The sequence below is a fragment of the Bacillus sp. CBEL-1 genome, from assembly GCF_004348885.1.
Classification (GTDB): domain Bacteria; phylum Bacillota; class Bacilli; order Bacillales; family Bacillaceae_H; genus Priestia; species Priestia aryabhattai_A.
In genome coordinates this window covers 154,987-178,679 of the sequence record NZ_SBIM01000003.1, presented here as the reverse complement: position 1 = coordinate 178,679, position 23,693 = coordinate 154,987, and the positions used below count along the sequence as shown (strand labels likewise).

The window sequence follows — 23,693 nt, the reverse complement described above, 5'->3', positions numbered from 1 at the left end:
TAAAAACAGCATAAATGATGAAACGCGTTTCAGAACAAGAGCAAAAGGAGAGAAAAATGGTAAATATTCGAGATATTGCAAAGAAAGCAGGAGTATCCGTTTCTACCGTATCGCGAGTTTTGAACAATCACCCTTATGTAAGCGAAGAAAAGAGAGAACGTGTACAAGCCGTAGTAGATGCACTTAACTATGAGCAGAATATCAATGCAGTTCATTTATCAAAAGGAAAAACTAATCGAATTGCGGTTGCCCTCCCTTTTATCAACCATCCTTACTTTAGTGTTATTCTTGAAGGCATTGCAAAAGAAGCTCTTGGTGCCCACTGCCAGCTTATTTTGTGTCAAACCGCTTATGATCTACAAAAAGAGATGGATGCTCTCCATATGCTAAAAACAAAGCAGGTAGATGGCGTAATTATTTGCTCTAGAGCAAATGACTGGGATGTTCTTAGTGAGTACCAATCTTATGGACCCATTGTTGTATGTGAAAACGGAACAGCTAAAAAGGTATCGTCCGTTTACGTTAATCATTACGCGGCTTTTGAAAAAGCCCTATCTTACCTGCATGAGAACGGACATCAGAAAATTGGTTACTGCGTAGGTAGGATGAGTGGCACAAACAGCGAACAGCGAGCTAACGCTTACGGTGATTTTATGAAGAGAATGCAAGAACCAATAAGAAAAGAGTGGATATTCACAGATTGTTTATACATTACGGACGGAGATATGATTGTAGATCGTTTGCTTGAAATGGAGGATCGGCCAACAGGGCTGCTTGTGACCAACGATCAGCTTGCAGTAGGAGTTATTACTCGCTGTAAAAAAGAAGGTTTATCAGTGCCCAAAGACATTGCGATTATTGGGTTTGATAATCATCCATTAACAGCTTATTTAGACATTACAACGATAGAGCTACCTCTTTTTGAAATGGGAGAGTATTTATTTAAACTCGTGCTTGATAAAAGTCTTCAATATATGGAACTTCCGTTTCAGCTTATTGAGCGCCAGACAGTGTAAAAAAGCACCATTATAAAATCATTATGTGCGGACACTATAGAGATAAAGCTAAATAGAGAAGGTGACATAATGAAAAAAGAATATCATGTTGGTGACCAAGTTTTTGTAATCTATCGAAATCCTCACACGGCAAACGTGGCTAATATTACGCAGGGAGAAGTAGTTCAGCATCCTGAAAATGACAGTGACGTTGCGCTGCTTTTACATGAGTCATATCACTTATTATCAGATGATGACGCAATATATACAAGCTATGAAGAAGCAGAACGAGCATATAACGAACTATTTGATTACGAACCATACGAAGGCTAAAAAAAGACGCTGTATTAAACAGCGTCTTTTTTTAGCCTACATTTAACAGGCATATGCTTTTCTTTTCTTCAAAGACTATATGCTATGAAGTGAATAGTAAAGGGAAGTGATGAATGTGATAAAACCGTTTGTGCCCCAATTAGTATATATTGAGCCAAGAGCTTTAGAATATCCATTAGGCGTAGAGCTAAAAGACAAATTTGAAAAAATGGGCATTGAAATTCGCGAAACAACGTCTCATAACCAGGTTCGAAATATTCCTGGAGAGAATCATCTTCAAAAATATCGCAATGCAAAATCGACGCTTGTTGTGGGTGTACGTAAAACGCTGAATTTTGATACTTCCAAGCCTTCAGCAGAATATGCAATTCCTTTTGCCACAGGATGTATGGGACATTGCCACTATTGTTATTTACAAACAACAATGGGAAGTAAGCCGTACATTCGAACGTATGTAAATGTAGAAGAAATTCTAGATAGAGCTGAGCAATACATGAAGGAAAGAGCACCAGAAATTACGCGATTTGAGGCTGCGTGTACGTCTGATATCGTAGGTATTGACCACTTAACTCATACGTTAAAGCATGCCATTGAATATTTTGGAGAAAGCGACTTAGGACAACTCCGCTTTGTAACAAAATTTCATCATGTCGATCATTTACTTGATGCAAAACATAACGGTAAAACACGCTTTCGTTTCAGCGTGAACGCTGATTATGTAATTAAATATTTCGAACCTGGGACATCACCATTAGATTACCGGATTGAAGCGGCAAACAAAGTTGCAAAAGCCGGTTATCCTCTAGGATTTATCGTAGCACCTATCTATATCCATGAGGGATGGAGAGATGGATATCGGGAGCTATTTGAAAAGCTGGATGCTTCCATTCCACAGGAATCACGAGATGATATTACATTTGAAATGATTCAGCATCGATTTACCAAACCAGCTAAGCGTGTCATTGAAAAGAATTATCCAAAATCTAAGCTGCAAATGAATGAAGAAGAGCGTCGTTATAAGTGGGGGCGCTATGGAATTGGAAAATATGTGTATACAAAAGACGAAGAGCATGAGCTGCGTGAAACGCTTGAATATTATATTGGGCAATTCTTTCCAAATGCAAAAATTGAATACTTTACATGAGCAGAAAGTGCAGGCAGTTTTTAGCCTGCACTTTTTATTGTTGGAATCCAAAAAAATATATCCTAAAAAACACTTAAATGATATAATTTGGTAATTATTGGAGCTGTAGGGAGAGATGTTATGGATTATAAAAGAATAGAGAACCTAGAAAAAAAGATTACGGTATTAGAGGAGGAAGTAAAGGAGTTAAAGAAACTACTTACTGAACAATATCCGAGCAAAACAGAATTCACAGGGCAGGCAAAGAAACCTTCAATTCATGAAGAAGCGGTTTCTCATCAGCCGATGAAGCCAACTGAAGTTCATGAACAACAATCGAAAGAATCAATGAATTGGGAAGAACAGCTTTTTCAAGTATGGTTGCCCCGCATCTTTATTTTTGTTTTTATAGTTGGTGTTCTTTGGGGATTTAAAGCTGCATCTGACTACGGGGTAATGAGTGAAGGTGTAAAGATTACGCTAGGATACATTGTTAGTGTCGTGTTCGTAGGTATTGGCCATTTGCAAATTGTAAAGAACCGATCTGTATTAGGGCAAGTGCTTCTTGGTGGCTCTGTTCCAATACTAATGCTAACAACATTTGCAGCGCATAGTCTATATGAAATGATTGGGTTTTCGTTTGCTTTTATTCTGAATGTGCTGTGGATTGTAGTAGGTCTTGTTATGACGGTTTATTACTGTTCGCAAGCGCTTGGAGTTATTAGTATAATTGGGGGTATTTTGGTTCCTTTTTTAATAGAAAGTAATTCACCGAATCCACTTGTATTTATTAGTTATGAAACACTCTTATACCTTGCTTTTGCGTTCATTGCATGGAAGTTAAACTATCATGTGTTATATGGTTTAGCAGCAATACTCTTGAATATAGTGTTGTTAGTATATGGGTGGTTTGTAGAATTTACCGCCCTTCTAGGAGCAGCTATTCTCATTCAACATGTTTGTTTGCTTTTACTGTTAGTTGTTCGTAAAGTGAATGAGTTTATTTATGCTTCAACCGCTCTGGCAAGTTTATTTATCGTTTATGGCTGGATAAGTAATACAATGGAAGAAACGAATGTTACCGTTATAGTTGCTGGGCTTATTGTAGTATATGGTCTATGTATTAAGCTATATAAAGAAGAAAAGGTGAAATTCGATTTCTTTATGAGCTATCTGGTCATTGGAATTGCTTTTTTGATTAATCAGCTCTTTAATAAAACGGAAGATGCACTGTTGCTTTACATTATTCAAGGGGCTGTTACATGTTATTTAGCACATAAATATAACAATCAGATTCAGAAAATTGTAGGGTACGGAATTTACACAATCAGCGCAGTTGCTATTATGGGTATGCCAATTGAGTCGGTATTTTCACAACCTACATTAAATTGGCTGGGGTTTTTAGGAACAATGCTGTTCCTAGTGTTTATTCAAACTAATTCAATGAAAAAATCGACCCTGTTTGTAGCAAGTACCAGTATTTTGTTTACTGTTTTAACTTTGAGCTTTGTCACACAGGAAGTTCTACTTTCCACAGAAGCGCTATCCACCAATAATCAAACACTAGCTCTAACATTTTCGTGGCTTTTACTATCTATCATTGGACTATCCATTGGTATAGCAAGGGCCTTTAAAACAGCTACTTATATTGGAATAAGCTTGTTATTTCTTACTTTAATAAAACTTGTGCTTTATGATCTACCATTCATTCCATTAGCAATTCGAGCCGTTTTATTTATTGCTTTAGGAGGAACAGGTCTTATCGTATCAAGAATTTTGCATAAAAAAATGACATGACGTAAAAAAGGCCTCCTAAATAGTGGAGGACTTTTTATTAACTATAAATTTATTATGTAAACTTATCTAATCATACACAAACAATCACAATACATGTATAATGGAACAAGTGAATTGGAGGTATACATAAAATGAAATCACTTGTATTAGCAGAAAAGCCAAGCGTTGCGCGAGATTTGGCGCGTGTGCTTGGCTGCACTCAAACGAAAAAAGGCTACATTGAAGGACCTAATTATGTAGTAACCTGGGCGTTAGGTCATTTAGTTGAGCTACAAACACCAGAAGATTATGATAATCAATATAAAACATGGCGCATGGAAGATTTACCGATTATGCCAGAGAAAATGAAATTAAAGGTGATTAAAAAGACAAGCCCGCAGTTCCGAACAGTTTCTCAACTGGCTAAACGCAGCGACATCAAAGAGTTAGTTATTGCAACAGATGCAGGGCGTGAAGGAGAACTTGTTGCAAGATGGATTATGGAAAAAGTGAGATGGAACAAACCGTTTAAACGCTTATGGATTTCTTCTCAAACAGATAAAGCAATTAAGCAAGGTTTTCAACAGCTTAAGCCAGGAAAAGAATTCGACCGCTTGTATGAATCAGCCGTGTGCCGTTCAGAAGCGGATTGGCTAATTGGCCTCAACGTTACGCGTGCGCTAACGACAAAATATGAAGAGCCGTTATCAGCTGGAAGAGTTCAAACGCCAACTCTAGCTATGATTATTGAAAAAGAACAACAAATCCAAGCATTCAAGCCGCAACCATATTGGACGCTAACGGCAGTTTTACCTGGGTTTGAAGCAAAGTGGCAAGGTGGACAAGAAAAGCGAATTTTTAATGAACAAAAAGCAAAAGAGCTGCGTGAAAAGCTTATGGGCCAAGCGGTAGTTAAGCATGTCAAAAAGAAAGTAATGAAAGAATCGCAGCCGCTTCCGTATGATTTAAATGAACTGCAGCGAGATGCCAACAAGCGCTTTGGATTTTCAGCGAAAAAGACGTTAAACGTGTTACAAAAATTATATGAGCAACACAAGCTCGTAACCTACCCACGAACAGATTCTCGCTACCTTACAACGGATATGGTTGGAACAATGAAAGAGCGATTAGAAGCCGTATCAGGTGCCTATAAAGAAGAAGTGAGGCCGCTGATTGCTAAAAATGCACAGCTCCCAAAACGCGTAGTGAACAATGAAAAAGTCAGCGATCACCATGCGATTATCGTAACAGATCAGCCTGTCTTCTTACAGGATTTATCTTCAGATGAGCGTAAACTGTACGATTTAATTGCCAAGCGCTTCATTGCACTATTTTATCCTGCATACGAATTTGAAGTAGTAAAAGTAGAGCTTGAAGTCAACGGAGAGCAGCTTGTAGCACAAGGGAAAAGAGTGATAAAACTTGGATTTAAACAAGTGATTAGTAGTGATTTAGAAGAGTCAACGCTTCCTAATTTACAAGAAGGTGCTACTTTATCGATTAAAGCCGTTGAAATGAAGCATGCTTTAACAGAACCACCTCTGCGTCACTCAGAAGCGGATTTACTTGGTCAAATGGAAAAGCATAATCTTGGAACGCCAGCAACTCGTGCTGATATTATTGAAAAGCTGTTACAAAATGAGTCCATTGATCGTCAAAATAATCGTCTGCATCCTACGCCAAAAGGAAAGCAGCTCATTTCACTTGTAGCAGATGAACTAAAATCACCGGATTTAACAGCAAAATGGGAACGAGAGCTAGAAGCAATTGCAAAAGGAAAAGGAAATGCCAAAGAATTTTTAGCTAACATTCGAAAACAAACAGCAAAGCTTGTACAACAAGTGAAAACAAGTGAAGAAACGTATAAGCCTCATAACTTAACAGGATCAAAGTGTCCAGAGTGCGGCTCGTTCTTAAAAGAGAAAAAGACAAAGCAGGGAAGAGTACTTGTTTGTTCTAGCCTTGAATGTAGCTATCGACGTGCTAAAGATCCGAAGCTATCCAATCGTCGCTGTCCACAGTGCCATAAAAAGATGGAAATTCACGAGGGGAAAGCAGGTAAGTATTTCCAATGCCGTCAATGTCAAGTTGTTGAAAAAGCAGAGGACAAAAAGAAAAAGATGACGAAGCGAGAAGAAAGAAAACTGCTTAATAAATACAGTGATGACGGTGACTTTGGCTCAAGTTTAGGGGATGCATTAAAGCAAGCGTTGAAGAAAAAAGAGTGAGAAAAAAGAAGGAGCTAGATTTTTCTAGCCCTTTTTTTGTTGTTTTTTGGTATAATTTAACTTAAAGCTAACAGTAAAGGAGATAGAATGAGAAAACAAAAGAAAAAAGAAGATATGATGTCCAAGATAATTGCGATTTTATTCGTTATGCTAATTATTGTCGTAGCGCTTGTTGCTATTGCTGGAGTGTACTTTTTTGGTCTCTTAGGCATATTTAAATTTATGGGAGTTACGTATACAACAACAAGTGCTTTTTTATGGTTTGTTTTACTCTTACTTATTGTTGGAAGCATAGTAGATTTGCTTTCTAGAGCACTCATTTCACTATTTAAACCCTTCGCTACATCAACTTTAAGTCGCTTCATTTTAATTGCCACTATCGACATTTGGTTCTCTTGGTTTGCTATTTACACAGCGGATACATTCGTTAAAGGAATTACGCTATCTTTTGGTGCTGAATTCGCCCTAGCGGTCATTTTATTTATTATTGATTACGGACTAGATATGAAAGTCGGGAGCGTAAAAGTAAAGGTTGAAAATAATACATAAACACTCATGATGAAAAGTCGCTAGTACTGGCGGCTTTTTTGCCTGGTGCAAAATTGCCTAGCCTACGAGTATAATAAATTTATGAAATGAAAAAGGAGAGGGCGACATGAGGAAATTTGCAATGAGTGATATTCACGGTAGCTATTACGAAATGATGCGCTTATTAGAAGCCGTAAAGTTTAATCCAAGCGTAGATCAGCTCGTAATAGTAGGAGATTTAATCAATCGTGGCCCTTATAGCGGCGAGGTTTTGAAAGAAATAAAAAGCTTAAATGAAGCGTATGACCATGTGCACGTTACGATTGGTAATCACGAAGAGATGATGCTTTGGTATATTGAAGGTAAAAATCCGATGTGGTCGCAGTTTGGTGGGCAACGTTCTTCGAGTACTATTATTGAAGCATTTGGCAAACAGGGAATTGATGAAGCGATTCATTGGGTGAAAAAATTACCTCTCATTTTTGAAGATAATGAATACGTTTATGCGCATGCGGGCTTTCAACTACCTTATAAAACTGCTTTTAATAATAGAAGTAATTTGTGGCTACCCCGAAAAGAGTTTTATCAAACTCCAATTAATCGCCTCTTACAAGAAACAAACGGTAAGCCTGTCGTCCACGGACATACGCCAGCACCGAACGTGGTGTTTGATGGGGCGAGAATTGGGATTGACCTCGGAGCTCAGGTTGTGAGTAAAGGGAGATTAGCATGTGTTGAATTAACCACTTCAAGGGTTTGGGAATATGACTTCACATTAAAAACGGTTAAGGATAACCAAATAAAAAGACGCGACTATTACTAGTCGCGTCTTTTTAATTATGCACTTTTACTAGCCACGACTAAGACGCGACCCTTGTCCAATTCTTCTTCATACTTTTCAGCCTCTACTCGAGATAACCCAAGCGATTCCATTTTTGAACGAAGCTCGTCTCCTCGGGAACGGAAAATATTTGCGACTGAATCTGTTAGCCCTTGTTCTGATAATCCAATGTTGTTTACATCCGTTGCGTCTGTTAAATGCTTGGAGCGTTCTTTGTGATGTGCGAGCAAATAAACTTCATCTTTCGTATATCCACTTCGTAAGAATTGATCAATCGTTTCTTTTGCTTGAACACCATTTTCGACTACTTTTACGTTTGTCATTTGTAAAACCTCCTAGTTTTAGTACGTGCAACGTGCTTTGTCTTGCTTCATCTGTGATTTAAGAAGAATATCAATCTCCTTGCTATGTATATAGACGTTTTAAAGAAGGTTAAACCAAAAATGGTAAAAAAATTTATACATATGAATTTAAGAACCAGGAGGAGTATAGCTTGGCGGCTTTTTTAACCAACCTTTTTCTCGCTGTGTTTCTTTTACTTTAAAACCAAATGCAACTTTTTCACTATGAAATTTTAGCCAGAGCATACCGACATCATTTCGGATGGATTGACTAATGTTTGTACTGCACATAATGATGTTTGAAGCAACTTTTGCCGATATTAAATTAGCAATTTCAGAATCTGTTGCGCGTACACCAGGAGGTATTTGGTAAGGGTCAGATTCTGGTTTTTGGGCTGGAATATCAGAAAGTGGGATTCCTTCGTGTAGCATGAATTCCTTTAACTTATTTCGTTGAGTCAAGGCTAACAGTTTTGATTCATGGGCAAGTTCTAATAGCGTTTCATCGGTTGTTGTATGTAAGGATGTTTCAATTGCCGGTATTTCTTCAGTAAGTGCCGTAAAATAAAGCCAGCATCCCATAGCTTCTCCTATATGTAATGGTTCGTGCTTGTTAGTATTAATTGTTTTTAAATATGTTGTTAATGCTTCAATAGCGTGAATCAATGCCATCAACCCTTTTGTATTTTTTATATTTAAATTGTTTCCTTTTTATGAAATAATACTCACTTTGCCTAGAAAAACAAAAGATTTTCTAGGAACTCTTAGTGCTTTTTGATAAAATAAATCCATTACCCACAAGATAATTTCTTCGTTTATTCCCCGATATGTATTTTGTAAGGAGGAGTTTCTTTGTTATTTGAAAAAGCGTTATCACAGTTAAAAACCTATTTTGGCTACGACAGCTTCCGCCAAGGACAAGAGCAGACGATACGTCATATTTTGGAAGGGCACAATACCGCTTGTATTATGCCTACAGGTGGAGGGAAGTCCATTTGCTATCAAATTCCATCCCTTTTATTAGAAGGAACAACAATCGTTATTTCGCCACTGATTTCCTTAATGAAGGACCAAGTGGATGCGCTGAATGAAGTTGGAATATCGGCAACGTATATTAACAGTTCACTTACAGCGTCAGAAGTGGAAGAGAGATTAGAAGAAGTTTCTCTTGGTGTGTATAAACTTTTATACATAGCACCAGAACGTATGGAGTCACCTTTTTTCTTTGAACAGCTTAAATCGTTACCTATTCCTTTAATCGCCGTTGATGAAGCACATTGTATTTCACAGTGGGGGCATGATTTTAGGCCTAGCTATCTACGCATTAGCAACTTGATTTGCGAGCTGCCGAGTAAGCCAATTGTGGTCGGGCTGACGGCTACTGCTACGCCTCAAGTACGAGAAGATATTTGTACAGCTCTACAAATCCAGGAACAAAATACGGTCATGACAGGGTTTGAGCGTTCAAATTTGTCATTTAATGTTGTTAAAGGGCAAGATCGCTTAGCTTATATCGATGAGTATGTAAAGAAAAATAAGCAAGAAGCAGGTATTATCTATGCAGCAACGCGCCAAGAAGTGGATAGTTTACATGAACATTTGCAAAGCTTAGGTGTACAAGTCGGAAAATATCATGCTGGAATGAGTCCATCAAGTCGAGAGCATGAGCAAAATCGCTTTTTACAGGATGATGTAACGCTTATGGTTGCTACTTCTGCTTTCGGAATGGGAATTGACAAGTCCAATATTCGTTTCGTCATTCACTATCAACTTCCCAAAAATATGGAAAGCTACTATCAAGAAGCGGGTCGCGCAGGACGAGACGGTTTGCAAAGTGAGTGTATAGTTTTATACTCTGCTCAAGATATTCGCGTTCAGCGCTTTTTAATCGAGCAGTCAACTAACCATTCAGGAAAGCTTGTTCAAGATCTGGAGAAGCTACAGCAAATGGTAAATTATTGTCACACAGAAGAATGTTTGCAAGCATACATCTTACACTACTTTGGTGAAGAGGAAGCTCATGCTTGCGGACGCTGTAGCAACTGTACGGATACTCGTAAAGCTGTTGATGTAACCGTTGATACACAAAAGGTTTTATCTTGTATGATCCGAATGGGAGAGCGTTTTGGTAAAACGATGATTGCTCAAGTATTAACGGGTTCTAAAAACAAAAAGATTCTAGACTTTCGCTTTGACCAACTCTCTACCTATGGAGTGATGAACAAGCAGTCGTTAAAAGAAGTAAGTGAGTTTATAGAATTTCTCATTTCAGAGCAGTATATTGTGGTTGGGCAAGGGGCTTTTCCAACTCTTTCTGTTGCAGCTAAGGGGAAAGGAGTACTTCTTGGTGAAGAAAAAGTAATGAGAAAAGAACAGATTCAAGTGAGTCAGCTTGTACAGGATGATGAGCTGTTTATGCATCTGCGCGCTTTACGAAAAGAAATCGCAGAGCTTGAAAATGTTCCTCCTTTTGTTATTTTTTCAGACGATACGCTTCAGGACATGTGTGCAAAGCTTCCTTTTACATTATCTGAATTTGAGAATGTAAAAGGAGTAGGTTCCCAAAAGCTCGATAAGTATGGCAGCCGTTTTATTCAAGCGATTGTGAACTTTTGTGCAGAACATCCTGATCGCGAGAGGCAGGTCGTTGAAGTACAGAGGGAAAGAAAAGCGAAAAGTGCATCTAAGCAAGGGTCGCATCTAGATTCGTATCAAATGTGGAGAACGGGTTCCTCTATTCAAGAGATTGCAGCAGAGCGAGAGTTAAGTACGCAAACAGTTGAAAATCATTTATTTAAATGTGCTGAAGAAGGGTACGAAATAGATTGGCAGCCGTTTTTAACAACTAAACAGCAAGAGCTTATCAACGAAGCGGTTGAATTGGTGGGAGACGATAAGCTAAAGCCAATTAAAGAAGCCGTACCTGAAGAGGTTACGTATTTTATGATCAAGGTCGCTTTATTTTTGCGTCGTATGAACAAAGAAGAGAAGCTGAGACATAAGTAGGTCAGCCCCTTCACTACCTGAACAATTGAGAGTTTACAACTTTTAATCGTTCAGGCTTTTTTTGTTGATTGAGAAAAGTCAGTTCCTCCCCAGGCAAAGCGAGTAGCCTTAGTGCAAGAAAACGAACATTTTTACATGAAATGTTTTGTGATAGACGTTGACCACCTTCCAGTCGTTATTTTTTTGATATAATTCTATGTCGAATGTGTGAACTTTTTGTTATAATGGATAGGCGTTGAATAGGAAAAGCTGTACCAGATAATAAAAAATAGTATGAAAATAAAACGTTTACTTGTTTTTTTAGAAATATGTAAGCTGTGTATGGTCGCTTTCTACAATTATCAACTAGAAAGAGAAAGGTGACATGTTCACTTTTAAAATGAAAGGAAGAGGAAGATGAGTCAAACGAGTTACGCTCAACCTAAAAGACCGCTAAAAACAGTACTGTGGCAGTTAACTCGTCCCCATACATTAACAGCTTCGTTTGTACCGGTGTTAATTGGAACAGTAATGGCAATGTATGTTGGACAAGTTGATGTATGGTTATTTTTAGCCATGCTTTTTGCATGTTTATTTATTCAAATTGCAACGAACTTATTTAATGAATACTATGATTTTATAAGAGGACTGGATACAGAAGATTCAGTAGGGATTGGCGGTGCCATTGTACGCGACGGAATGAAGCCAAAAACTGTGTTGCAGCTTGCCTTAGCTTGCTATGGAATTTCTTTGTTATTAGGTGTTTACATCTGTATGAGTAGCACATGGTGGCTAGCACTTGTCGGGCTATTCGGTATGGCGATTGGATATTTATATACTGGAGGGCCGTTGCCAATAGCCTATACACCTTTTGGAGAGCTGTTCGCCGGTGTATGTATGGGTGCTCTGTTTATTTTAATTTCTTTCTACATTCAAACAGGCGTCGTTACGACAGAAAGTATTCTTGTTTCAATTCCTATTGCTTTTTTAGTTGGAGCGATTAATTTATCAAATAATATTCGTGATATTGAAGAAGACACAAAAGGTGGACGTAAAACGCTAGCAATTTTATTAGGCGAAAAGAAAGCAGTTTATTTTCTTGGATTCTTATTTGTTATTTCATATATCTGGATTGTTGTTCTTGTCATAACAGGAGTTGTGGGTGCGTTTGCGCTGTTAGTTTTCTTAAGTATCCCAAAACCGATTAGAGCAATTAAAGGGTTTGTGTCGGGTACTCCACCGATGAATATGATCGTTGCAATGAAATCTACTGCGCAGACAAATACGTTCTTCGGACTATTGTTGTCAGTTGGGTTGTTTATTGGCTATTACTTATAAAAAAACCACGCTTAACGCGTGGTTTTTTTTATACTTTATCTAAGTATTCTTGGAGATAAGAGATAAAGTGGTTACAATCTTCCATCTTTAAGAACTGCGCCTGCGCTTGGTTTGCACCTCCGCCACCTTTTCCGTTAAATTGAGAAAGATGCTCTTTAAAAAGGCTTCCACTGTGAATTTTATCAGTATTGTGTGCTAATAACACTTTTGGTTCTAAAGACGAAGAGAAGATACCAATTATGTTTTCAGTTTGAAGCAGCTGCTTAATGATAGCTTGTCCATCTTTTAACGTCTTATCTTCAAATTCATGAGTTAGAACAAAGCCTTGTTTTTTATCAAGAAGAGATTGAGATAAGTAATGAGCATTTTCAGATTTTAGCACGTCGTTTTGTTTACTAAGGACCTTGAAGTCAGCTTCTAGTTTTTCCAATCTCTCTAAGACAAGCTCGCTTTTTGTACTAAAATGGTAGCTGACTTGAGAAAGGATACGGTGGGTTTGTTCGTAGTCTTTTAGCGCTCGCATTCCGCATTTAAAGAACAATCGAGTATGTCCTCGCTGTTTTTCAGTTTTCAATAGCTTAATAATGCCTAGCTCACCTGTACTTCTCACATGAGTTCCGCAACACGCTGAGGTATCTAGCGTATGGATCTCCACAATTCGAATTTGTTCATCTTCTAACTCAGGCATTTTACGAAGAGAAAGAGTGGATAGCTGATCTTGTGATACATAATATGTGTTCAACGGCTTGTTCGCATAAATAGCTTTATTTACTGCCTGCTCAATTTCTATCAACGCTTTATCATCAATTGAAGGAACGTTCACATCAATTGAAGCGATATCCTTACCTAAATGAAAACTTACGGTATGTATGTTGAACACATCACTTAAGATTGCTGAGAGCAAATGTTGCCCTGTATGTTGCTGCATGTGATCAAAGCGACGATTCCAATCAATCTCACACTCTACTTGTATATCTACCTCTAATGGCTTATCAATTTCGTGGAAGACAGAATGATCTTTTTCCGTGACATCTAACACTTTATGTCCTGCAATAGTACCTATGTCAGAAGGTTGACCACCACCTTCTGGATAAAAAGCAGTTTTGTTTAGTTCAACGTAATAACGATTGTTGCTTTCGAATGAAGATAAAATAGAAGCAGTCCACTTTGTTGTGTAAGGGGACGTATAATAAATTTTTTCAATCATTTTGTCATCTCCTGTAAAGAAAAATTCAGTATCTAACTCTTATCCTAACAGAAAGTAAAGAGCAATGATAAAAAAATCTCCATCAACTTGTGATGGAGAATGAGCTTGTTTACATATGTGACGGAGGAAGCGTGTGGGAAGAGGTACGTAAGTTTTTCGGAAGTGTATTATGAATGTAAGAAGGAGCAGGATTTAAGTTAGGCTTACCACCGTATGCTTCAGGTTGTTGCACATATTGAAACGTTCCAAGACCATCCATACTTGTGCCACTAGCCCAGCGTCCTGTCGCACTTTTTTCACCTTCGGAAAAGTTGAACAGCACATACGAAACTTCTTGCTTTTCTAATTCTTTCGGGAATGTACTAGGGACAACAACATTTTCTTTTGATTCTAGTTCTTTAATGGCAGCAATCCACTGGTTTTGATGCATGGTATCACGAGCAATTAACCATGAAAGCATGTCTTTTACACCACGGTCATTTGTTGCTTCGTAAAGCCTAACAACTTGTAAGCGTCCTTGAGACTCTGCATTTAAATTAGCTCTAAAATCTGCTAATAAATTTCCACTTGCTGCAATGTAACCTGCATTCCATTTGTTGCCCATGCTGTCCACCGGCATCGCACCAAGTCCTGATACAATCGTATGCTGAACGTTCATACCACCAAGGATAGCTCCAATAACAGGGTCTTGTGCGGCTTTTTCTAGATCCCCTACGGGTGCTCCTTCTAGTAGCCTAGCAATCATAGTGGAAAGCATTTCAATATGAGCCAGCTCCTCCGTTCCTGTATCCATTAATAAATCTTTGTATTTACCATTTCCTCTAACGTTCCAGCCTTGAAACAGGTACTGCATGGCAACTGAAATCTCTCCAAATTGGCCACCTAAAACTTCTTGAAGCTGTCTGGCAAAAACGGGGTCGGGTCTGTCTGGCTTTGAAAGGTATTGGAGTTCTTTTTTATGGAAAAACATTAACAACATCCTGTTTTTTTCAGTTCACTTTACAATCTATGTAAAAAAAGTGAAACATAACTATATTTGAGCCGTATAAAATAGTACCAGCTGTTTATGAGCCTATGATATAGGGTAAAAGCAGTAGGAAAAGTAAAGGAGTGAATCATATGGGTTTACTAGATGGTTTAATGGGCAATGCATCAGAAGTAAGCGTGTCTTCAGTAGAAAAAGATTTGCGAGATATTTTAGTACAGGGAGAACAGGTAGAGCATGCGTTTAAATTGATTCGCGATATCTTTGTTTTTTCTAATAAACGATTAATATTAATCGATAAGCAAGGTGTAACTGGTAAGAAAACAAGCTATCATTCCATTCCATATAAAAATATTACGCATTTTAGCGTCGAAACGGCTGGAACATTTGATTTGGATGCAGAACTGGTTATCTGGGTTTCAGGCTCAACAGCTCCAATCGTAAAAGAGTTTCGTAAAGATAAAAACATTTATGCAGTACAAAAAGCACTTGCTACGTATGTACTATGAGTAAGAACAAACCGCTTCTTTCAGGTCGAAAGGAGCGGTTTGTTTTGATAAAAATACTATTTATTTGCTAAGACAATCTACCAAATTGTGAGAAAACTATTGACGGTTCTAATTGAAACGTCTAGTATTAATGATAATGATTATCATATACGGTAAGGTTTATATGCAGTAGGAGGAAGTACATATGAAGAATATAAGAATGAAAAAAAGCTTGGGGATGGTTGCTGCTTTATCAGGGCTATTGTTTTTAGGAGCTTGCGGCGGAGCGGTTGAAGAGTCTAAATCAACTGGTGAAAAAAATGGTGACACTGTAACCGTGAAGCATGAGCTTGGCGAAACAGATGTTTCAAAAGAACCGAAAAAAGTAGTTGCGCTTGAATTGTCTTTTGTTGATGCGCTTGAAGGATTAGGTATGCAGCCTGTAGGGATTGCAGATGACAATAAAAAAGACATGATTGAAAAACTAGTTGATGGTAAAGTGGATTACACATCAGTTGGAACGCGTCAACAGCCGAATCTAGAAGTAATTAGCTCCCTTCAGCCGGATTTGATTATTGCGGATGTTCAGCGTCATAAAGCCATTTATAAAGATTTACAGCAAATTGCACCAACCATTGAACTGAAAAGCCGTGAATCTACATATGAAGAGAACATAGATTCATTTGAAACGATTTCAAAAGCAGTTGGGAAAGAAGACGTAGCAAACAAAAGGTTACAAGAGCACGAACAAACCATTCAAGAGTTAAAGGATACGTTAAAAGAAGAAGCCGGTCAAACAGTGCTGCCAGCTGTTGTACGAGACACTTCTTTCCAAGCTCATACATCTTCTTCATACGATGGGGAGTTTCTAGAGAAGCTAGGCTTAAAGAATGCTGTTGAATCAGAAGAAGCGTATGCGGAAATGAACTTAGAACAGTTGTCAGACATTAACCCAGGAATTTTAATTTTAGCAAATAATGAAGGTAAACTAATTACAGATGAATGGAAAAACAACCCTCTTTGGAAAGACTTAGATGCTGTGAAAAATGATAAAGTATTCGTAGTTGATCGTGATTTATGGACACGATTTCGAGGCGTAATTTCGGCTGAAGCAATCGGAAAAGATACAGTTAAGTTGTTAGACAAAAAGACAAAATAACAACGTAGCGGCGAAATACTAGAGGCGAGAATAGATTCTATTCTTGCTTCTATTTGTTTAAAGAGAAACTATGAGAAAGTGTGTGTATCATGACGAAAAAATCTCAAGACAAGAAAATAAATAAATACGCAGTTGCTGTAATTAGCGCTTGTTTGCTGCTCGTTGGTATAGTGATACATATTGGTGTAGGCTCTTCATCTATTGGGCTTAAAGAGATTCTCAGCACCTTTTTTAATGAACATGATGCTTCCAGAGAAGCAACTATTATTCAAACCTTAAGGCTTCCCAGAGCTCTGTTAGCAGCTTTGATTGGAGCTTCTTTAGCAGTCGCTGGGGCATTAATGCAGGCTATTACGCGAAATTCACTTGCTTCACCGCAGGTATTTGGCGTAAATGCAGGGGCTTCGTTTGCCATTGTTTTAGTATTGCTCTTCTTCCCGATGTTTACATCTCAAGTAACCGTATATGCTGCTTTTTTCGGAGCCGCACTTGGAGGCGTAACCGTATATGCATTTGCTGCAGGTGGTAAAACAACGCATGTTAAATTGGCTTTAGCTGGCATGGCAGTGCATTTGTTTTTATCATCTTTAACACAAGGTGCGATCGTTTTAAATGAACAAGCAACGGACGTTTTATATTGGCTAGTAGGTTCTGTTAGCGGTAAAGATTGGACGCATGTAAAAATTGCGCTGCCTTGGACTATTTTAGGTTTACTTGGTGCTTTTATTCTGTCAAAATCTGTCTCTATTTTTGCATTAGGTGAGAACATGGCAACTAGTCTAGGTGAAAAAGTAAAATGGATTCGCGGTGCAGCTGGAGTGTTGGTCATTATTTTAGCAGGTTCTTCTGTGGCTGTAGCTGGGCCTATTGGATTTGTTGGGTTAATTACTCCGCATATTGCTCGCAAGATAGTGGGAGGAGATTATCAGCGAATACTCCCGTTTTCAGCAATGTTTGGAGCGATTTTGCTTGTATATGCGGACATTTTATCAAGATTTATCGCTTACCCTTTTGAGTCACCTGTAGGTATTGTAACTGCGCTCATTGGTGCACCGTTCTTTTTATATCTTGCTCGTAAAGGGAGGGGAATTAAGCAATGAAACAAAAAAAGCAAACATACATGAAGGTTTTGATGCTGGTGCTGCTAGTCATTGTAGCCTCTGTTATTAGTTTAGGAGTCGGAGCAGTATACATTTCACCAGTGGAAGTTATCCAAACGCTTCTGGGTACATCGCAGGATGGTTTATTTATCTTAAACAACTATCGAATTCCCCGTATTTTAATTGCACTTATTGTAGGAGCGTCGCTTGCGGTAGCAGGAGCGATTTTGCAAGGAATCTTAAAGAATCCTTTGGCATCTCCTGACGTCATTGGTGTGACGAAAGGAGCTGGACTGTTGGCTGTATTTGTTATTATCATTTTTCCTGGTGCTTCAATGATAGCTGTACCGATAGCAGCTTTTCTAGGAGCAGCGGTAATCGCACTGGTTTTAATGATTTTTTCGCATACCTCTGGAGCTAAACCATATACCCTCGCACTCGTGGGCGTCGCTCTCGGTGCAATTTGTCAAGCTGGTATTCAGTACTTTATGATTAAGTTCCCAGACAACGTAAATACAACGTTGCTTTGGTTGACAGGAAGTCTTTGGGGAAGGGGATGGAGCGAACTATGGTTTTTACTACCAGCACTCATCCTCACTCCTATTATTATTATCTTTACACCAAAGCTTGATATCTTGAACCTTGGAGATGATGTAGCTTCTGGATTAGGTGAGCGAACAAGAGCCTTACGATACACGCTTCTTGGGATTGCGGTGATTTTAACAGGAGTAGCAGTTGCTGTTGTTGGTACAATTGGCTTTATTGGATTGATCGCACCTCATATTGCAAGAAGGCTAGTCGGGAGCCAGTCAAAGTTTTTGTTGCCAACATCTGCATTAACAGGAGCTTTGTTTCTATTAATTGCTGATAGTGTAGGACGTGGTCTTGTGCCCCCAATTGAAATTCCAGCAGGCATTGTTACGGCCATAATAGGCGGTCCGTATTTTTTATATTTATTACGTAAAGAACAAAGCAGCTAATCGTAGTGAGAAAGGAAGAGCGTTGTGAACAAGCTAACAGCAGAGCAACTTTCGTTATCGTATGATAAAAATACAATTATTGATAATATTGATTTACACATTCCCCAAGGGGAAATTAGCATTATTATTGGAGCAAACGGGTGTGGGAAGTCAACCATTCTTCGATCATTAGCTCGCCTTTTAAAGCCAACGCAAGGGAGCATTTATTTAAATGGGAAAGACATTCATCGCCATTCGTCTAAAGAAGTAGCGAAGCAGCTCGCGATTTTGCCTCAAGCGCCGGAAGCACCTGAGGATTTAACTGTTAAAGAGCTTTGTTACTATGGACGCCACCCTCATAAAGGGCTATTTGCAAGGTATACGCAAGAAGATCACCAAATTGTTGATGAAGCTTTGCGTGCAACGCGCATGGATGCTTTCAGTGAACGTACGCTTGATGCTCTTTCAGGTGGACAACGTCAGCGAGCGTGGATTGCGATGGCCCTTGCCCAAGGCACCGATCTTTTACTGCTGGATGAGCCAACGACGTACCTTGATCTAGCTCACCAAATTGAAGTGTTGGAACTGCTTCGTTCGTTAAATCGACAGCATCAGAGAACAATTGTGATGGTTCTCCATGATTTAAATCAAGCTGCACGCTATGGTGATTACTTAATTAGCATCTCTGAAGGGGCTATTTATAAGGAAGGTCCACCTGAAGAAGTATTTACAGAAAAAATGATTGAAGATGTTTTTCGTTTATCTTCAACAATTATTAAAAATCCGGTGGATCAATCTCCAATTTGTATTCCAACAGGCGTAATTAGGTAAGAAAGCACACTTCAATTGAAGTGTGCTTTCTTATTGGTTAGAAGTCAACAGGTGTAAAAAAAGTTCTACAATTTTGTTTTGCCCATTTGTTGTTGGATAAATATACGAAAATTTACGTTTGAATGGTTCTGTATCAAGGTTTAAGATGGCTAAATTGCCTTGTGCAACATCTTGTTTTATAGCTGATTTAGAAAGTACAGACAATCCTAAGTTCTGCATAACAGCTTCCTTAACTCCCTGATTGCTGCTGATTGTTAGCATATTCTTCATTTTTAATCCATTTGAGCTCATCATCAAATCAAGGTAGGCTCTTGTCCCAGACCCCGTTTCGCGCGCAACCCATCCTTCGTTTTGCAGTTCACTTATTGCAACATGCTCCTGTGCTGCCAATGGATGAGAGGTACCAGCTACAACCACGAGCTCATCTTCCATAAACGGTTCAATATGTAACTCATGATCATCTGTTTGTCCTTCAATTAATCCTACATCTAACTTAAAGTGTCGAACAAGCTGAGCAATTTCTTTTGTGTTTCCAATCGTTACGTTCACATTTATATCGGGATACTGTGCTTGAAGTTTAGCGAGAAAAGAAGGAAGGACGTATTCACCAATTGTGAAACTTGCTCCAATAGTTAAAGTACCTTTGACTAAGTGATGATGTTCATAAATATCTCGTTTTGTATGCTCATATATTTGAATCATTTGCTTTGCACGAGTGTAAAGAATTTCTCCACTTGGCGTAATTTTTAATAATTTAGGTGAGCGTAAAAACAATGATGTTTGAAATTCTTTTTCTAAGTTTTTTATATGTACGCTTACGCTTGGTTGTGAAATTAATAATTTTTCGGCAGCTTTTGTAAAGCTTTTCTCTTCTACAACGGTCACAAAGGTTCGTAATGCGTCGTAATACATGATGAATCGCTCCTTACATAAAACATCTTATGAATTCATTATATAGTAAGTTTTTGCTAATAGATAGTACAATACCTATTTTCCTTATCTGATTTATAAGCTATTGAAGCGGGTTATTTCAGATCATCTATTTGTTACTTATTTGTAATAAAAGTAATAAAAGTACTTGTTTTTTCCAAAAAACGATGTATAATACTAACTGTAGTAACACATGTAGTACAGTTAATACAGTTAATACACCTAAACATAGTGCATGATGAATGATAAGCGAGATAGAGAGGAGGAAAAGTATGTTTGATTTAGATATTCGCAGTCGTAAGCCTATTTATGAGCAATTGGTTGATAAGTTAAAGGAGCTAATTATTCATGAGGTATTTAAAGCAGACGAGAAGCTTCCGTCTGTACGTTTGTTAGCGAAAGAACTAACAATTAATCCTAATACAATTCAAAAAGCATATCGAGAGCTAGAACATCAAAATTACATTTATTCAATTCCTGGAAAAGGAAGTTTTGTGACGGCGCAATCGGAACTATTAAACAATGAAAAGGTGAAAAAAATGAAAGAAGACTTAGTAAAACTTATTGCTGAAGCGATGTATTTGGGAATGGGAAAAGACGAGATCTTATCACTTATTTCACAAGCTGAACAAACCGTCAAAGGGGGAGAAAGTGATGATTGAATTAACAGAAGTAAAGAAATCCTTTGAAGATATAAAAGTATTAAACAATGTTTCTCTAACTGTTAGAAAAGGGTCTATTTATGGTTTGCTAGGATCAAACGGTGCAGGTAAAACAACATTATTAAAAACAATTGCGGGGATTTACCGTCAAAATTCAGGGAGTATACATATCAATAATGAGGAAGTTTTTGAAAATGTAGCTCTTAAAAAAAGCATTATTTTTCTCCCAGACATTCCTTATTTTTTTGCACAATCAACTATTAAGCAGCTTGCGCAATTTTATAAGAATATGTATCCGACGTGGAACGAAGAGCGTTTTCAGCAGTTAAAGCAGGCATTTCCAATTGACTTGAAGAAAAAAGTACACCGTATGTCGAAAGGAATGCAACGTCAAGTAGCATTTTGGCTTGCTTTATCTACGATGCCAGACATTTTAATATTAGATGAGCCTCTAGATGGACTGGATGCTGTTATGCGTCAAAAAATCAAAAATTTGCTTGTACAAGACGTAGCGGAACGCGAAATGACTATTTTAATTTCGTCTCATAATCTTCGCGAAGTGGAAGATTTATGTGATCATGTCGGCATATTGCACCAAGGCCAGCTATTAATTGAAAAAGACCTTGACGATTTAAAATCCGATATTCATAAAATTCAAGTAGCATTTAAAGGCGATGTACCGCTTGCATTTCATGAAGACTTAGAAATCTTATACGAAGAGAAGCGAGGAAGCGTACTTCTTTGTATTGTACGCGGTAAAGAAAAGAAGCTGGCGTCTCGTATTCAATCATACAAACCGCTTGTATTCGATATTTTACCGCTTACGCTCGAAGAAATCTTTATTTATGAAATGGGGGATGTTGGTTATGCCATCGAAAATATCATCGTTTAATCGAGGGCTGTTTACACAGTCGTTTAGAAGCGTGGGATGGATTGGGTTAGTTTACTCATTTCTTCTTTTGTTTGCTCTTCCTCTCCAGCTTCTGATGAAGTATACAGGTAATCCAGAGTTTAAGCCAGAAAAGATTAAGACATTATTTGAGCTATTTGATGGCTTACAGCTTGTCTTTATGTTTACAGTACCGGTTCTACTCGCGGTGTTTATATTCCGCTATATTCAAACAAAAGCAGCAGCAGATTATTTTCATAGTTTACCAGTTCGAAGAGAAGCCTTATATCACCAAAATATCATTGTAGGTATCGTGATTCTCGTCGTACCTGTGGTAATTACAGCGGGTATAATTGGTCTGATAAAAGGGATGTTAAACGTTGAAGACCTCTATACAGTAAAAGATGTTATGGTATGGGCAGGTTACACAGTCGTTTTTAACCTTGTTGTGTTCTTTGGAACAGTAGCATTCGGAATGTTCACCGGAATCTCAATCTTACAAGCTATTTTCCTATACGTTCTGTTTCTTTTACCTGGTGGCTTTATCATGCTTCTTTTATCAAATTTGAAATTTTATTGGTATGGATTCCCAATTGATTATTATTTAAATAAAAGTGCTGAAAAGCTAATACCGTTTTTACATGCAACGGAGTTAATGACAAAAAAGAATTTAACAATTAGCCCATGGATTTATGTAATACTTATCATTATCTTTTATGCCATTGGATACATTGCGTATAAAAAGCGTCATATCGAAGCGGCAACTCAGTCCATCTCATTTAAATGGGTGAAGCCAATCTTTGTTTACGGTGCGACAACATGTGCACTACTTGTTGGTGGTGTTTACTTTGGAGCCATGCAAGGAACGTTTGGCTGGATGATTTTTGGCTATATATTAGGTGCTCTTATTGGTTATATTGTTGCTCAGGTAATACTACACAAAACGTGGAGGATTGCTAAGTATTGGAAAGGGTTCGTGATTGCATTAGCTATTTTCTTTGCAATTGGTGCATTTGTTCATATTGATGCATTTGGCTATGAATCAAAGGTTCCAGCATTAGATGAAGTGGAAAGTATTTATTTTGAAGAAGGAACCTATTTACTAACTGAAGATCCAACTAGTGAACAGTACACAGAATATGGAAATGAGTATGTGCCTCCTTATTACTACACAAGTAAAGAAGCAGTTGAGGCAATTCATCGACTGCATGAGCAATTAGCAAAGAATCCAGTCTCAATGACAAATAAGGATATTCAAGGAGATAATGGGCGCACAGCAGCAATAGCATATAAACTTAAAAATGGAAAGACGCTTGTGCGTGAATATGAGTTGAACTTTAAAGCGTACCATCCGCTATATAAGAAAATTTCTGAAACAAAAGAGTTTAAGGAAAACTTTAATCCATTTTTACGAAGTGGAGATATGAGCGACGTCACGAGTGTACAAATTAGTTCGGATGGACAAATCAGTAAGCAAGTTAGCATTCGAAATCCTGAAGATATTAAAGAGCTCGCTGAAGTAATAAAAACATCAATGAAAAACGAAACGTTTGAAGAAATGTACAGTGAGCGCGTACCATGGGCTTATATTGACTTCTATACGGGTCAAGGGAAAAATAAACAAAACGTAACCTGGGAAAAATCGTATGATGAAGTGAGCGAGTGGTTAAAGAAAAAAGGTTTATATAACAAAGCACGTGTATTGCCAGAAGATATTGAAAAAATAGTTGTGTTAAAAAACCCGCATCAGCATGAAATAGATTTTTATGCAGACCAAGAGTTTCCTTCATTAGTAGAATCTGAGAAAACGATTGAAGTGAAGAATAACGATCAAAAAGAAGAAATTTTGAAAAACGTGTCTTGGGCCAACAATGGAGCTTACTTAGTTGGTATCTATTATAAAGAAGATCCTAGTACACCTGAAGTTCAGGAATTTACTGAAGAAACAGTTCCCGACTTTGTTAAAGAAAAACTATTAAAATAAAGGGAGAAGAA

General features: G+C 37.9%; 22 protein-coding genes. 17 read left to right on the top strand and 5 right to left on the bottom strand.

Translation table 11 applies throughout. The annotated features are described in order from the left end of the window. Positions 1-56: 56 nt before the first annotated feature. From EPL02_RS01070 to EPL02_RS01040, 7 genes are all read left to right on the top strand, one after another. Positions 57-1,016 carry a LacI family DNA-binding transcriptional regulator gene (locus EPL02_RS01070; RefSeq protein ID WP_094909911.1) on the top strand — a complete coding sequence of 320 codons (960 nt, stop codon included), beginning with the start codon at positions 57-59 and terminating at the stop codon, positions 1,014-1,016. A 69-nt stretch (positions 1,017-1,085) separates the two neighbouring features. Further along, positions 1,086-1,328, top strand: coding sequence for a transcriptional regulator SplA domain-containing protein (locus EPL02_RS01065; protein WP_094909912.1), 243 nt, complete (start codon positions 1,086-1,088; stop codon positions 1,326-1,328). Positions 1,329-1,443: 115 nt separating this feature from the next. After that, on the top strand, positions 1,444-2,472 hold the full coding sequence (splB, locus tag EPL02_RS01060) for a spore photoproduct lyase (RefSeq protein WP_094909913.1): 1,029 nt from the start codon (positions 1,444-1,446) through the stop codon (positions 2,470-2,472). Positions 2,473-2,592: 120 nt separating this feature from the next. Next, positions 2,593-4,248, top strand: a complete 1,656-nt coding sequence (locus EPL02_RS01055; RefSeq protein WP_131886820.1) for a DUF2339 domain-containing protein — start codon at positions 2,593-2,595, stop codon at positions 4,246-4,248. 131 nt (positions 4,249-4,379) lie between these two features. Beyond that, positions 4,380-6,455, top strand: a complete 2,076-nt coding sequence (locus EPL02_RS01050; protein WP_131886819.1) for a DNA topoisomerase III — start codon at positions 4,380-4,382, stop codon at positions 6,453-6,455. A gap of 87 nt (positions 6,456-6,542) precedes the next feature. Further along, entirely contained in the window at positions 6,543-7,004 is a 462-nt protein-coding gene (locus tag EPL02_RS01045) for a YrvL family regulatory protein (RefSeq protein WP_094909915.1), read from the top strand. Between the two features lie 106 nt (positions 7,005-7,110). Beyond that, positions 7,111-7,806: a metallophosphoesterase gene (locus tag EPL02_RS01040; protein WP_131886818.1), complete on the top strand. Its 696-nt coding sequence runs from the start codon at positions 7,111-7,113 to the stop codon at positions 7,804-7,806. Between the two features lie 14 nt (positions 7,807-7,820). Here EPL02_RS01040 and EPL02_RS01035 read toward each other — a convergent pair whose 3' ends face one another. Together EPL02_RS01035 and EPL02_RS01030 are read right to left on the bottom strand one after the other, a co-directional pair. Next, on the bottom strand, positions 7,821-8,147 hold the full coding sequence (locus EPL02_RS01035; RefSeq protein WP_094909917.1) for a YflT domain-containing protein: 327 nt from the start codon (positions 8,145-8,147) through the stop codon (positions 7,821-7,823). A gap of 147 nt (positions 8,148-8,294) precedes the next feature. Next, positions 8,295-8,837 carry a DUF3231 family protein gene (locus EPL02_RS01030; protein ID WP_094909918.1) on the bottom strand — a complete coding sequence of 181 codons (543 nt, stop codon included), beginning with the start codon at positions 8,835-8,837 and terminating at the stop codon, positions 8,295-8,297. Positions 8,838-9,017: 180 nt separating this feature from the next. Between EPL02_RS01030 and recQ the strand changes: the two genes are divergently transcribed. Continuing rightward, complete coding sequence (recQ, locus tag EPL02_RS01025; protein ID WP_131886817.1) at positions 9,018-11,171, top strand: DNA helicase RecQ; 2,154 nt, start codon at positions 9,018-9,020, stop codon at positions 11,169-11,171. Between the two features lie 396 nt (positions 11,172-11,567). Then, complete coding sequence (locus EPL02_RS01020) at positions 11,568-12,488, top strand: 1,4-dihydroxy-2-naphthoate polyprenyltransferase (RefSeq protein ID WP_094909919.1); 921 nt, start codon at positions 11,568-11,570, stop codon at positions 12,486-12,488. Between the two features lie 28 nt (positions 12,489-12,516). On the opposite strand, the gene EPL02_RS01015 is transcribed toward EPL02_RS01020, so the two are convergent. Both EPL02_RS01015 and EPL02_RS01010 read right to left on the bottom strand, forming a co-directional pair. Further along, a complete protein-coding gene (locus EPL02_RS01015; RefSeq protein WP_131886816.1) occupies positions 12,517-13,695 on the bottom strand; it encodes an alanyl-tRNA editing protein in 1,179 nt (392 codons plus the stop codon). Positions 13,696-13,804: 109 nt separating this feature from the next. Further along, entirely contained in the window at positions 13,805-14,665 is an 861-nt protein-coding gene (locus EPL02_RS01010; protein WP_094909921.1) for a manganese catalase, read from the bottom strand. Positions 14,666-14,814: 149 nt separating this feature from the next. Between EPL02_RS01010 and EPL02_RS01005 the strand changes: the two genes are divergently transcribed. From EPL02_RS01005 to EPL02_RS00985, 5 genes are all read left to right on the top strand, one after another. Beyond that, complete coding sequence (locus EPL02_RS01005) at positions 14,815-15,189, top strand: PH domain-containing protein (protein ID WP_094909922.1); 375 nt, start codon at positions 14,815-14,817, stop codon at positions 15,187-15,189. Positions 15,190-15,373: 184 nt separating this feature from the next. After that, positions 15,374-16,327: an ABC transporter substrate-binding protein gene (locus EPL02_RS01000; protein ID WP_286175152.1), complete on the top strand. Its 954-nt coding sequence runs from the start codon at positions 15,374-15,376 to the stop codon at positions 16,325-16,327. Positions 16,328-16,416: 89 nt separating this feature from the next. Beyond that, entirely contained in the window at positions 16,417-17,427 is a 1,011-nt protein-coding gene (locus EPL02_RS00995) for a FecCD family ABC transporter permease (RefSeq protein WP_131886815.1), read from the top strand. Continuing rightward, entirely contained in the window at positions 17,424-18,407 is a 984-nt protein-coding gene (locus tag EPL02_RS00990) for a FecCD family ABC transporter permease (protein WP_131886814.1), read from the top strand. The genes EPL02_RS00995 and EPL02_RS00990 overlap by 4 nt, the downstream gene beginning before the upstream one ends. A gap of 24 nt (positions 18,408-18,431) precedes the next feature. After that, positions 18,432-19,217 (top strand): ABC transporter ATP-binding protein, encoded by a 786-nt coding sequence (locus EPL02_RS00985; RefSeq protein WP_131886813.1) that lies wholly within the window; start codon positions 18,432-18,434, stop codon positions 19,215-19,217. Positions 19,218-19,247: 30 nt separating this feature from the next. Here the strand turns inward: EPL02_RS00985 and EPL02_RS00980 are convergent, their stop codons facing one another. After that, positions 19,248-20,129, bottom strand: coding sequence for a LysR family transcriptional regulator (locus EPL02_RS00980; RefSeq protein ID WP_094909926.1), 882 nt, complete (start codon positions 20,127-20,129; stop codon positions 19,248-19,250). Positions 20,130-20,419: 290 nt separating this feature from the next. On the opposite strand from EPL02_RS00980, the gene EPL02_RS00975 reads away from it, so the two are divergent. From EPL02_RS00975 to EPL02_RS00965, 3 genes are read left to right on the top strand one after another with little or no spacing between them, the layout of a single operon-like run. After that, positions 20,420-20,809 (top strand): GntR family transcriptional regulator, encoded by a 390-nt coding sequence (locus EPL02_RS00975; RefSeq protein WP_094909927.1) that lies wholly within the window; start codon positions 20,420-20,422, stop codon positions 20,807-20,809. Continuing rightward, positions 20,802-21,701: an ABC transporter ATP-binding protein gene (locus EPL02_RS00970; RefSeq protein ID WP_094909928.1), complete on the top strand. Its 900-nt coding sequence runs from the start codon at positions 20,802-20,804 to the stop codon at positions 21,699-21,701. The genes EPL02_RS00975 and EPL02_RS00970 overlap by 8 nt, the downstream gene beginning before the upstream one ends. Beyond that, on the top strand, positions 21,676-23,682 hold the full coding sequence (locus EPL02_RS00965) for a DUF6449 domain-containing protein (RefSeq protein ID WP_131886812.1): 2,007 nt from the start codon (positions 21,676-21,678) through the stop codon (positions 23,680-23,682). Before EPL02_RS00970 ends, EPL02_RS00965 begins: the two co-directional genes overlap by 26 nt. Positions 23,683-23,693: the final 11 nt, after the last annotated feature.